Annotated in this window: 11 protein-coding genes; 9 read left to right on the top strand and 2 right to left on the bottom strand. The window is 65.6% G+C overall.

What is annotated here, in order from left to right; all coding sequences use genetic code 11:
- Window positions 1-109 precede the first annotated feature (109 nt).
- The gene (locus tag O7A70_RS09630) at window positions 110-1,297 is read right to left on the bottom strand and encodes a Gfo/Idh/MocA family protein (RefSeq protein ID WP_337140168.1); all 1,188 of its coding nucleotides are present in this window, start codon (window positions 1,295-1,297) and stop codon (window positions 110-112) included.
- Window positions 1,298-1,599: 302 nt separating this feature from the next.
- Between O7A70_RS09630 and O7A70_RS09625 the strand changes: the two genes are divergently transcribed.
- The 9 genes from O7A70_RS09625 (at window position 1,600) to O7A70_RS09585 (ending at window position 11,615) form a co-directional block, all read left to right on the top strand.
- Window positions 1,600-2,493 carry a MurR/RpiR family transcriptional regulator gene (locus O7A70_RS09625; RefSeq protein ID WP_337140167.1) on the top strand — a complete coding sequence of 298 codons (894 nt, stop codon included), beginning with the start codon at window positions 1,600-1,602 and terminating at the stop codon, window positions 2,491-2,493.
- Between the two features lie 78 nt (window positions 2,494-2,571).
- Entirely contained in the window at window positions 2,572-3,354 is a 783-nt protein-coding gene (locus O7A70_RS09620) for an SDR family oxidoreductase (RefSeq protein ID WP_337140166.1), read from the top strand.
- Window positions 3,351-4,883 (top strand): mannitol dehydrogenase family protein, encoded by a 1,533-nt coding sequence (locus O7A70_RS09615; protein ID WP_337140165.1) that lies wholly within the window; start codon window positions 3,351-3,353, stop codon window positions 4,881-4,883. Before O7A70_RS09620 ends, O7A70_RS09615 begins: the two co-directional genes overlap by 4 nt.
- Window positions 4,884-4,918: 35 nt before the next feature.
- Entirely contained in the window at window positions 4,919-5,833 is a 915-nt protein-coding gene (locus O7A70_RS09610; protein WP_337140164.1) for a sugar phosphate isomerase/epimerase family protein, read from the top strand.
- 89 nt (window positions 5,834-5,922) lie between these two features.
- A complete protein-coding gene (locus O7A70_RS09605) occupies window positions 5,923-6,957 on the top strand; it encodes an ABC transporter substrate-binding protein (RefSeq protein ID WP_337140163.1) in 1,035 nt (344 codons plus the stop codon).
- A gap of 301 nt (window positions 6,958-7,258) precedes the next feature.
- A complete protein-coding gene (locus O7A70_RS09600) occupies window positions 7,259-8,803 on the top strand; it encodes a sugar ABC transporter ATP-binding protein (RefSeq protein ID WP_337140162.1) in 1,545 nt (514 codons plus the stop codon).
- Window positions 8,800-9,771 carry an ABC transporter permease gene (locus O7A70_RS09595; protein WP_337140161.1) on the top strand — a complete coding sequence of 324 codons (972 nt, stop codon included), beginning with the start codon at window positions 8,800-8,802 and terminating at the stop codon, window positions 9,769-9,771. Before O7A70_RS09600 ends, O7A70_RS09595 begins: the two co-directional genes overlap by 4 nt.
- Window positions 9,772-10,030: 259 nt before the next feature.
- Window positions 10,031-11,011: an ABC transporter permease gene (locus O7A70_RS09590; RefSeq protein ID WP_337140160.1), complete on the top strand. Its 981-nt coding sequence runs from the start codon at window positions 10,031-10,033 to the stop codon at window positions 11,009-11,011.
- An 82-nt stretch (window positions 11,012-11,093) separates the two neighbouring features.
- Entirely contained in the window at window positions 11,094-11,615 is a 522-nt protein-coding gene (locus O7A70_RS09585) for a hypothetical protein (RefSeq protein WP_337140159.1), read from the top strand.
- A 102-nt stretch (window positions 11,616-11,717) separates the two neighbouring features.
- On the opposite strand, the gene O7A70_RS09580 is transcribed toward O7A70_RS09585, so the two are convergent.
- Window positions 11,718-12,320 carry a cupin domain-containing protein gene (locus O7A70_RS09580; RefSeq protein WP_337140158.1) on the bottom strand — a complete coding sequence of 201 codons (603 nt, stop codon included), beginning with the start codon at window positions 12,318-12,320 and terminating at the stop codon, window positions 11,718-11,720.
- Window positions 12,321-12,409 lie beyond the last annotated feature (89 nt).

Genomic DNA, 12,409 nt, shown 5'->3' with positions numbered 1-12,409 from the left:
ATGTCCGTCTGCGGGCTTATGAAAAGATGATCATACCGACTGGCTTGCGATCCTTCGCGCCCCCCTCTGCCCTGCCGGGCATCTCCCCCACGAGGGGGGAGATCGGCTGTCATCCCGCAAACCGTGCCGCCGTCCACGCCCCGCGGGCCGCGTTCGACTCCACCGCCGCGGCGACGAACTTCACGCCGCGTGCGCCGTCGACCACGTCGGGCACCTGCGCCGCGCGCGCCGGATCGACCGCGCCACCCGAGCGGTGGACGCGGATGATGTCGGCGGCGTCGCGGTAGAAATTGGCGAAGGCCTCGATATAACCCTCCGGGTGTGCCGCCGGCATGCGCGACACGCGGCGGGATTCAGCCGTCGAGCCATGGCCGCCGCGCACCAGCGTGCGGGTTTCCTCGCCATGGACGGAAAAGCGCAGTTCCTCCGGCCACGCGCCTGACCATTCGAGCCCGGCTTTGTCGCCATAGATGCGCACGGAGAGGTCGTTGTAGTGGCCGGGCGACGTCTGGCTGGCCAGGATCGTGCCGCGCGCGCCGTCGGTCCAGCGCACCAGCACATGGGCGTTGTCGTCCAGCCGGCGTCCGGGCACCGCGGTGAACAGGTCGGCCGACACCGTCTCGGCCTCGCGGCCGGAAATGAAGCTTGCCAGGTTGAAGGCGTGCACGCCGATATCGGCCAGCACCGCCGACTGCCCTGCCCTCGCCGGATCGGTGCGCCACTCCGCCTGCTTCTGGCCGTCGGCGTCGATCGGCTTGGTCAGCCAGTCCTGGATATAAGCGCCATGCACCGACACGATCCGGCCAAGCTCGCCCGCCACCACCATTTCGCGCGCCTGGCGCACCATGGCGTAGCCGGTGTTGTTGAGCGTGACGACGAAGCGGCGCTTTTTCGCGCGCGCCAGCGCCACCAGCGCTTCGGCGTCACCGAGCGTCGTCGACAGCGGCTTGTCGCAGATCACGTCGATGCCGGCCTCGAGGAAGGCGGTGGCGATCGGCGCGTGCAGATGGTTGGGCGTGACGATGACGACCGCCTCGATGCCATCCGGCCGCGCGGCCTCTGCCTTGGCCATGGCGCGATAATCGGCATAGCTGCGCTCCGGCGCGATGCCGATCTCGGCGGCCGAGGCGGCGGCGTTGTCCGGGTCGGACGACAGCGCGCCGGCAACCAGCGCGATCTGGTCGTCGAGGCGCATGGCCAGCCGGTGCACCGCGCCGATGAAGGCATTGCGGCCGCCGCCGACCATGCCGACCCGCAGACGCTGGCGCGTCGATCCATCCGATGTTGCGTAGACCATGTTTTCTCCTCCTGGCTATCCCCGTCGAGTTCTACGGCGCCCCCCTCTGTCCTGCCGGACATCTCCCCCTCTTGGGGGGAGATTTGCAGTGTTGATCGCGGCGCCCTTCCTGCAACGCTCATGGTTGGCGAAAGCATAGGCGACGTCCGATCTCCCCCCTTGAGGGGGAGATGTCCGGCAGGACAGAGGGGGGCCTCGTAGAGCCCAACTTTGAACCGTTTACATCCTCTCCAAGACATCACTTCGAACAGGATTTCCAATTTCCATATTGTAAAACGATCGTATCGCGCTAGCCTGAATTCATGAGCGGGGCGAGAAAACCATCCGGACGATCGAGTACCGGCGAGGCTGCGACGCGCAAGCGCGGGCGTTCGCTGGCGGCGCTTGGCTATATACAGCCGCGGACCTATGAGGAACTGCGCGCCGTGCTGTCTTCCGGCACGGTGCATTTTCCCAAGCGCCTGCGCCAGGTGGCGATCTTCCTGTGGCAGCATCCGAGCGAGGTGGCGCTCGGCACCATCGCCCAGGTGGCGGCGCAGGCCGGCGTCCAGCCCTCGACGCTGGTGCGCTTTGCCCAGATCTTCGGCTATTCCGGTTTTTCCGATTTCCAGGGCCTGTTCAAGGACCATGTCAAGGGATCCTGGCCGGAAGGACGCGGCGAGCCGCGCGCCGAGGCCGAGCCAAACGCCGCCCTGCATTTCCTGCACGGCATGGTCGGCGCCTCGCAGGCCTCGCTCGGCCGCATCGAAAGCGGCTTCGATGTCGAAAGCTTCGAGAAGATGGCAGGGACGCTGGCACAAGCGGACCTGATCTATGTCATCGGCTCCAAGCGCGCCTTCCCCGTCACCACCTATCTGTCGCTGACGCTTTCGCAGCAAGGCGTACGCAATGTGCTGGTCGACAATGTCGGCTCCACCGCGCTCGACCAGGTCGGCTGCATCGGCAGGCAGGATGCGGTGCTGGCGGTCTCCTTCAGCCCCTACAATTCGATCACGCCCGACCTCGTCGCGGTGGCGCACGAACGCGGCGCCCGCATCGTCACCATCACCGACAGTACCTTCTCGCCGCTGATCCGGCTCTCGGACAGCTGGCTGGAGGTGGTGGAATCGGACTTCGCCGGTTTCCGCTCGCTGGCGGCATCGCTGGCGGTCGGCATGGCGCTGGTCCAAGGCGTCGCCGCGCGCCGCGGCACATGAGGCGCTGCTGGCACAATTGACTACCGGGAATTATCGTTCCATATTTCAAAAAATAGAAACTTTGTTCCGGGAGGAGGAATGGAGACCAGGCTCGACGGCAAGGTGATACTGGTCACCGGGTCTACGCAAGGCATAGGCCGCGCCATTGCCGAGACGCTGGCGCGTTCCGGCGCTGCTGGCCTGCTGATCACCGGGCGCGACAGCAAGCGCGGCGATGCCGTGGCGGCGGAGCTTTTGCGATTGGGTACGCCGACGCTCTTCGTCGCCGCCGACCTGGGGGATCCGGCAACCCCCGCCGCTCTGGCGCAGGCCTGCATCGACCACTTCGGCCGCATCGACGGACTGGTCAACGCCGCCGGCCTGACCGACCGCGCCTCCTTTCTCGACGCGTCGTTGGACGACTGGGCGGCGCTGTTCGCGGTCAATGCGCGCGCACCCTTCTTCCTGATGCAGGCCGCGATCGCCGACATGAAGAAGCGCGACCAAAGCGGGGCGATCGTCAACATCCTGTCGATCAACGCCCATTGCGGCTCGCCGGAGTTGGCCGTTTATTCCGCCACCAAGGGCGCGCTGGCGACGCTGACCAAGAACGCCGCCAACGCCCACCGCTTCGACCGCATCCGCGTCAACGGCATCAATGTCGGCTGGACCGACACGCCGGCCGAACGCATCATGCAGGCCGAGACGCTGGGCAACGGCCCGGGCTGGCTCGACGCCGCCAATGCCGCGCAGCCCTTTGGCCGGCTACTCAGGCCCGAGGATATCGCCAACCTCGCCGTCTTCCTGCTTTCCGACGCGGCCGGGCCGATGACCGGTGCGGTGATCGACCAGGAGCAGTCGGTGATCGGGGCGAACCGGTGAGCAGCATCGAAACGCTCGAGCCCAGGCTGCTGGAGCGGCTTCCCGCTGCCGTGCAAAGGCCATCCTATGACCGGGCGTCGCTGTCACCCGGCGTGGCGCATCTTGGCGTCGGCGCCTTCCACCGCTGCCATCAGGCCGAATACACCGACGAACTCTTGTCGTTGCAATTCGACCGCTGGGGCATTGTCGGCATCAACATCCGCCCGCCCACCCTCGCCGACACGCTCGGCCGGCAAGGCGGCCTCTACACCAGGCTGATCCGCGAGAACGGCTATGTCGAGGCGCGCGTCATTGGCAGCATCGTGAAGGTGATCGACAGCCAGGACAGCGCCGCACCGGCGCTCACCGCGCTCGCCTCGCCCGACATCGAACTGGTGACGATGACGGTGACGGAAAAAGGCTATTGCCACATCCCGTCGAGCGGCGCGCTCGACCTCGGCCATCCCGACATCGTCCATGACCTTGCCAACCCGGACACTCCGCGCAGCGTGCCCGGCATCCTCACACGGGCGCTGGAGATGCGCCGGGCCACGCATGGCCGGAAGCTGACACTGCTCTCCTGCGACAACATTCCGGCCAATGGCGTCATCCTGGAAAATGTCGTGCGGAGCTTTGCCGAGCGGCGCGGCAATGGGCTCGCCGACTGGATCGCGGCCAATGCCACCTTCCCTTCGGCCATGGTCGACCGCATAGCGCCGGCGGTGACGCGGGACGACCTCGATAGCGTCGAACAGTGGTTCGGCTACCGCGATGCCGCCGTCGCCGTCGGCGAACCGTTCCGGCAATGGGTGATCGAGAAAAAGTTCGCCGGCCGCGTGCCCCGCTGGGACCTGGCCGGCGCGACTTTCGTCGACGATGTCACGCCCTTCGAGCATCTCAAGATGCGGGTGCTGAACGGCGCGCAGACGACGCTCGCCACGCTCGGCGTACTGGCTGGCCTCGAACACACATTCGATGCCATCGCCGACCCGCTGCTGTCGGTCTTCGTCAGGCGCATGCTGGTCGAGGAAACCCTGCCGACGCTGATGCCGGTGCCTGGCATGGAGCCACTGGCTTATGTCGACCAGAGCCTCGGCCGCTTGCGCAACACCGCCATCCGCCACCGCAACCACCAGATCGCCACCGATGGCTCGCAGAAGATCGTCCAGCGCCTGCTCAACCCGATCCGCGACCGGCTGAACCAGGGGGCCAGCATCGGCCTTTTGTCGGTGCCGGTCGCCGGCTGGATGGCCTATCTGATCCTGGCCTCGGCCCGCTTCGGCAAACGCTGGCCGGTGTCGGATCCCTATGCCGGCAAGGTCGCGGCAATAGCCGACGCGACGGGCAACGATGCGCCGGCTCTGGCTTCCGCCATCCTGGCCATCGACACGATTTTCGATCCCGACCTTGCCGCGAACGAGACGTTCCGGCAGGCCGCGGCTTCGGCGCTTGGCGAACTGCTGTCGGACGATCCGATGGCGGCAGTCCGTCACAGTCTCGAACAAGACGAGGTCGCGAGGTTGAAGCGATCCAAACAATCGGCATTATAGGCATCGATCGCGGGGTCGCGGTCAGGGGAGGCATGATGAAACTTGGACTGCTCACCGCACCGTTCGCGGAGACGCCGCTAGGCGAGGTCGCCGGCTGGGCAAGCTCCGTCGGCTTCGAGGCCTTGGAAATCGCCTGCTGGCCGAAAACCTCCGGCGCGACCCGCCGCTATGCCGGCACCAGCCATATCGACGCTGCCGGCACGTCGGCCTCGCAGGCAAAAGAGATTGCCGCGTCGCTGGCGGAAAAGAACATGTCCATCTCCGGCCTCGGCTACTACCCCAACCCGCTGCATCCCGATGCCGCGCACCGCGAGGCGGTCATCGGCCATCTCAAAAAGGTCATCGTGCTGGCCGCCAACATGGGTGCATCAGTGGTCAACACCTTCTGCGGCGGCGATGCGTCCAAGACCGTTGACGTCAACTGGCAGGACGCGCTGAAAGTCTGGCCTGAAATCGTCGCCCATGCGCGCGACCACGGGGTAAAACTCGCTTTCGAGAACTGCCCGATGATCTTCAGCTATGACGAATGGCCGGGCGGGCACAACATCGCCTATTCGCCGCAGGTCTGGCGACGCATCCTGGAGAGCTGGGGCGGCGATGTCGGCATGAATTTCGACCCCTCGCACCTGGTCTGGCAGATGATCGACCAGGCCCGCTTCATCAGGGAATTCGGCCCCTACATGCTCCACGCCCACGCCAAGGACCTGATGATTGATCATGACGGTTTCTACGAGCGCGGAATTTTGTCAGCCGGCATAGGCTGGCAGGTGCCGCGCATGCCGGGGCTGGGCGATGTCGACTGGAGCGGCTTCTTCTCCGGCCTCTATCGCGCCGGCTATGACGGATCGGTCATCATCGAACACGAGGACAGGCGATTTGAAGGCAGCGACGATCAGGTGAAGCGGGGCTTTCTGCTCGCCCGCGACGTGCTGCGTCCCTTCGTCAAGTGATGGCATGGCGGGCCACTTGACTCTGTTTGTGAGTGGCGCGGCTTAACGGATTAAAACTGAACTGAAAACAAATGTGGAGGAAGACTGAAATGAAGAAATATCTGACCATGATCCCGCTGCTTGCCAGCGCGGCACTGCTGGCCTCGGTGGGTGTCTCGTCCGCCGCCGGCAAATACACGATCGGCATTTCCAACACCGTGCAGGGCAATGGCTGGCGCGAAGAGATGGTGTGCGCCATGAAGGCGCAGGCGCTCGCCTCCGGCGAAGTGACCAAGCTCAACATCGCCCACCGCAACACCGATGCCGCCGGCCAGCTGGAAGACATCCGCAACCTGATCAGCGCCAAGGTAGACGCCATCGTCGTCAACCCCGCCGATCCGGCCGGCATCAAGGCGGGCCTGGAAGAAGCCACCAAGGCCGGCATCGTCGTCGTCGCCGTCGACCAGGCGGTCACCGAACCGTCGGCCTACATCATTTCCAACAACCAGGAACAATATGCCTATCTCGGCGCCAAATGGCTGTTCGGCCAGATGGGCGGCAAGGGCGAGGTGTTTTATATGCGCGGTGCGGCCGGCGCGTCGGCCGACAGCGATCGCGACAAAGGCTTCAAGAAGGCGCTGGCCGAATTCCCCGACGTGAAGGTCGCGCAGGAAGTCTTCACCGGCTGGCAGCAGGACCAGGCCAAGCAGCAGATGCTGTCGTTCCTCGCCACCGGAACGCCGTTCAACGGCGTGTGGACCTCGGGCATCGACAACGTCATCGTCGACGCGCTGGTCGAATCGCAGGCGCCGCTGGTGCCGGTGGTCGGCGCCGACAATGCCGGTTTCGTCGGCCAGCTGAGCTCGGTCAAGGGCCTCGTCGGCGCTGCCGTCACCAACCCCGGCTCGATCGGCGGCGCCGGTGTGACGCTCGCCCTGCAGATCCTCGACGGCAAGAAGCCGGCCCAGCAGACCGTGCTGGTCGACCCGCAGCTGTGGGACAACGCCACCGACGAAGGCAAGGCCAAGCTGAAGGCCGCCGCCGACCCGTCGCTCAGCCCGGAATGGCCGGTCTCGATCTCGATCCCGGACTGGACGACTTACACCAAGGACCAGATCGTGGCTTGCAAGGGCCCGGGGGAGTAAGCCGGGTTTGAATTACGTGACGAGGACGGCGGGTCGCCTCCTCGTCATGCGAAGGTCGGCGTTCTAAGTCGCCCCCCTCTGTCCTGCCGGACATCTCCCCCTCAAGGGGGGAGATTGACAATTCCGGCGCCGGCTCTCGTCTTGCAACGTTGAAAGTTGGCGAAAGTCGAGACGACGGCCAATCTCCCCCCTTGAGGGGGAGATGTCCGGCAGGACAGAGGGGGGCCTCGTAGAGTGCCAACCTGTCAAAGCAATTGAGCTCCTTCAAACATCTGAACAGCTTCACCGAGAACCACACGATTTGACCAATCTCCTCCTCGACGCCACGGGCGTCGCCAAGAATTACGGCGCGGTTGCCGCCTTGCGTAACGCGTCGCTCTCCGTCCTACCGGGCGAGGTGCACGCCTTGATGGGCGCCAATGGCGCCGGCAAGTCGACGCTGGTGAAAATCCTGACCGGCGCCATATCAGCCAATGCCGGCCGCATCCTGGTCCGTGGCGAGGCGCGCGACATACGCTCGCCCGCCGCCGCGCGGCGCGCCGGGCTTTTGCCCGTCTACCAGGAGCCGTCGCTGATCCCCGATCTCGACGTGCTGTCCAATCTGCGGCTGACCGGCACTCCGGTCGAGCCGTTCCGCGCCTGGGTGCGCGAGCTCGGCATTCCTGACCTCGACCTGCGTGACACCGCGCGTGACATTCCGCTGGCCGTGCTGCGCGTGCTGGACCTTGCCCGTGCGCTGGCGGTCGAGCCCGATGTGCTGCTGCTCGACGAGATGACGGCGGCACTGCCCGCCAACCTTGCCGAAAAAGTGCTGGAGGTAGTGCGCCGCCAGGGCGACGCCGGCCGCGCCGTAATCTTCATCTCGCATCGCTTCGTCGAGATCGCCGCGCTCTGCGACCGCGCCACGGTGCTGCGCGACGGCGCGACCGTCGGCGTCGTCGACATCGTGCCGGGCGTGGAAGAAAAGATCGTCGAGCTGATGCTCGGCAGCCGCATCGTCAAGACCCATGTCGCCGGCCGCGGCGCCAGCGAGAAGGCCCGCCCCCCTGCCCGCCCGCGCATCGCCGTACGCAACCTGCGCGTCGGTACCAAGCTCAGCGACGTCTCCTTCGACCTCGGGGATGGCGAGGTCGCCGGCGTGGTGGCGCTGGAAGGCCAGGGCCAGGACGAGCTGTTCGCCGCTCTTGCCGGCTCGATCAAACCGTCGGGCGGCACGATCGAGGTCGACGGCAGCCCAGTGAAATTCGCCCACCCGATCGACGCCATCCGCGCCGGCATCGCCTATGTGCCCGGCGACCGTTCCGAAGCGCTCGCCATGCAGCGCTCGGTGCGCGAGAACATTGCGCTCCCCTTCAGCGCCCCCCTGCGCAACTGGGGACCAATTGCCATGCGCAAGGAGCGCGCCACGGTGGCGAGCGCCATCCAGCGCCTGCAGATCGATACTCGCGCCCAGGGCGAGGTGCAGCGCCTCTCCGGCGGCAACCAGCAGAAGGTGACCATCGCCCGCTGGATCGCGGCGGATGCCCGCACCATCCTGTGCTTCGACCCGACGCGCGGCATCGATGTCGGCACCAAGCAGGAGATCTATAAGCTGCTGCGCGAGCTCGCCGGCAATGGCAAGTCGGTGCTGTTCTACACCTCCGAACTCGAAGAGGTACAGCGCGTCTGCGACCGCGTCATCGTCATCTTCGGCGGCCGCCTCGTCGACATTTTCCCTGTCGAGGAAGCGGATGAACCGGCGCTGATGCGCGCCGCCTACGGCCTGCCGCGCGGCGCCAAGGCCGATATCGGCATTTTGGCTGACCCTACGGCCAATGCTTCCGACGCGCCGGAGGCAACGCCATGAGCCATTTCCTGCGCCGCCAGGGCTGGGTAACAGGCCTGTTTGCCCTGTTGATCGTTCTGTTCATCGCGACAAAACTGATCCAGCCCGGCTATGGCAGCGGCGATTTCGGCTCGCTGGCGCGAGCCGTGCTACCCTATGCCTTTGCCGTCGCCGCCCAGACCGTTGTCGTCATCGCCGGCGGCATCGACCTCTCGGTCGCCGCCATGATGGCGCTGACCAGCGTCACCGCCGCCTCGATGATGAACGGCGCCTCGGAGGAATACGCCCTGTTCGTGGTGCCCTTCGTGCTCGCCATGGGTTTTGTGCTGGGCGCGCTCAACGGCCTGCTCATCGTCGTCACCCGCGTGCCCGACATTGTCGTTACGCTCGCCATGCTGTTCGTGCTTCAGGGCGCCGCCCTTCTGGTGCTCGGCGCGCCGGGCGGGGCGGCCGCCGAATGGCTGAAGGCGCTGATCTCGGGCACCGTGCCGATACCGGGCCTGCCTGATACCATCGATGCCTGGCTGCCCAAGGCGCTTCTGGTGCTGGTCGTCTGCCTCTGCATCGTCTGGATCCCGCTTCGGCGCTCGCGCCTCGGCCTTTCCATCTATGCCATCGGCTCGAGCGAACTGGCGGCGTTCCGCAGCGGCGTGCCTGTTGCCCGCACAAGAGTCATCGCCTACGCACTGTCGGGCCTGTTCGCGGCCATGGGCGGGCTGGCGCTGACCATGAGCACCGGCATCGGCGCCCCCATCCCCGGCCCCTATCTGCTCGCCAGCGTCGCCGCGGTCGTGCTGGGCGGCGTGGCGCTCGGCGGCGGCAAGGGCGGCCTGCTCGGCCCCATCGTCGCCGTCTTCGTGCTGCGCCTGGTGCGCACCGACCTTACTTTGCTCGCCATAGACCCCAACGTCACCGCCATCATCGAAGGCCTGATCATGGTCGCCGTGGTGATGTTCGGCGCGTTTATTACGATGCGGGGGCGGCAATGATGAGCAGGTGTGAATTGGCACGTAGTGCCCTACGGCGCCCCCCTCTGTCCTGCCGGACATCTCCCCCTCAAGGGGGGAGATTGGCAGCTTTGGCGCCCCGCTCATTCTTGCAGCGCCGACTATTGGCGAAAGCCGTCACGACATCCAATCTCCCCACTAGAGGGGGAGATGGCCGGCAGGCCAGAGGGGGGCGCCGTAGAGCGCCACCCTTCCCCTGCAACGCCACCTACCCCACCCCATCGCGAGCAGGAGCCGCGCCATGAGCAGCACCGCGATCACGCCCATTCCCTTTGGCCGCCGCCTGAAGCGTTTCATGGCCGACCGGCCCCTTATCCCGCTGATCATCCTGCTGGTCATCCTGGTGGTGATCCTGCAGATCCTGCGCCCTGGCATCGTCAACGAGCGCTGGATCGCCAACACGATCAAGTTCGCCATACCGCTGGCGATCCTCGCCGGCTGCCAGACCATGACCATGCTGACCGGCGGCATCGACCTTTCGGTCGGCACGGTGGCGACGATGAGCGCCTTCATCATGGCGACGCAAGTGGTGAACCAGGACCCGGCGGTGGCGTTCCTGCTGGCGATGATGCCGGCGGTGCTGATCGGTCTCATCAACGGCATCGGCGTCGGCGTGTTCCGCGTCCACCCGCTGATCATGACGCTGGGCACCAGCCTGATCGGCACCGGCTGCCTGCAGGTCTATCAGCGCACGGTGATCGCGTCGGGCGCCAAAATCCCCGACTTCCTCGCCTGGCTCGGCACCGGCGTCACCTCCGGCTTTCCCAACGCGCTGCTGCTGTTCGTGCCGCTGGCCGCCCTCATCGTCTTCACGCTCGCCCGCACCGGTTTCGGCCGCCTGCTCTACGCCGTCGGCGACAATGAGCGCGCGACCCGCCTCTCCGGCGTCCAGTACTGGCAGGTCATAACAGCGCTCTACATCTCCTCCAGCATGCTCGCCGGCATCACCGGCCTGCTCTATATCGGCCTGATCAAGGCCCCTTCGCTCTCGCTCGCCGAGCCGCTGGTGCTGCCTTCGGTGGCGGCGGCCGTCATCGGCGGCACCTCGATCTTCGGCGGCCGCGGCGGCTACACCGGCACCATCATCGGCGCGCTGATCCTCACCGTGCTGACCACGCTGCTCACCATCTTGCAAATGCCGGAAGGTGCGAGGCGGATCTTGTTCGGGCTGATCGTTCTGTTCCTGACGGCGGCGTATCTGCGGATTATCGAGGAGCGGTAGAAGCATCTCGAAAGGCAGTGGTTAACGGCTAAGGATTTTGGGTTAAGCTGCGCCTCCCCTGCCCTGCCAGAGAGGCACCCTTATGGCCGCACGTCCGCATGGAGGAGAAAGCAACAGACCTGTCGCAGGCGGTCTTGACGACGACGATCCTCGTCTTGCGTTTATTTATCAGGAGGCGGTGAGAGGTCTCACGCATCAGCAGACCGTTGTCGAGAACATGAACACCCGCGCCGGGAGCCTCATCTTCGCCACCGCATTCGCAAACTCGTTGCTGGGCGGCGCGGCCCTTTCCAACGGGCTTGGAGTTTGGGACTGGGCCGCCGTAACCCTGCTGTTCAGCATCGGCGGGCTGATCGTCTTCATGCTTTGGCCCTACCATCAATACACATTTCGCTTCGATCCAGAAGAACTGCTCCATCACTATGTCGATGGCGACAAGCCGACGACGATGTCGGCCATGCACCGCGCGCTGGCCCTCCGCATCAAGGCGGACATGGCCAGCAACTGGCGGATTATCCAGCGGCTCCGGATGGCGTTGCAGTTTGCGCTGGTCTTTCTGTTGCTCGATATCCTGGCTTGGCTTCTGGCGATCGCGGGCGTTTGAGAGCGTTCCACCGATGTGATGCTGTTGCGTCGATCCGCTCGAGCGCTCGTGCCGAGGCAGGGCATGCGCCAATGAGTTTTGCTCTCCTGGGCTTCTGCGAATTCAGTCTTTCTTCCACGCCGCCAGCAGCGGGCCTTTGCTTCCGTAAACCGGGTCCTTGCGCGGCCGGCCGACCCTGGGGATCGTCGCCACTGCCTTGGCGTGGTCGGCGGTAGTCGTGCATTCGTCATAGGTGCCGGATGGCGGATAGGCGCCAACCACGAGAAAGTCGTCTGAGGCGGAGATGCGCTGGTGCCCGGTGCCGGCTGGAAGAACCGCGACATCGCCGGCCTTCAGCGCCAGCGTTCGCCCCTTCTTGCCGCCGAACCGGACTTTCGCCGTACCGCGCGCCACGCCCAGCACTTCGTGGATGCGCGAATGGTAGTGGACATAGTCGTAGATGCCGTTGCGCCAGCTGTCCCCCCAGCCATTGGCCGAGAAAAGCTCCTCCATGACGGCCGCGGGATCGAAGTCCTCCGGCAGCGTCACGGCACCGCGATAAACCACCAGCGGCCAGGACGGATGGTTGGGCACCAGGCCATCATCCCCAAACCTGAACTCGTTCGATTTTCGTGGCCTGACAAGATCGGCTGCCTGCTGTCTGTCCGGTCTTGCGGCACCGGTCACCTGTTCGGCTGCTTTCTTGATGCTTTGCAGGATGCTCATGACGTCGCCTCGCCTCGGGAAACCAACGCTGATTCAACCTGCGTGGCCGTCGCTGGTTCCCGGCAGGCTCCGCGCCCGCGAAGCCGGGA

Source organism: Mesorhizobium sp. Cs1299R1N1, from assembly GCF_037179655.1.
In the GTDB taxonomy this organism is placed as follows: domain Bacteria; phylum Pseudomonadota; class Alphaproteobacteria; order Rhizobiales; family Rhizobiaceae; genus Mesorhizobium; species Mesorhizobium salmacidum.
The sequence above is the reverse complement of the archived record's forward strand: the minus strand, read 5'-3'. Positions and strand labels throughout refer to the sequence as shown.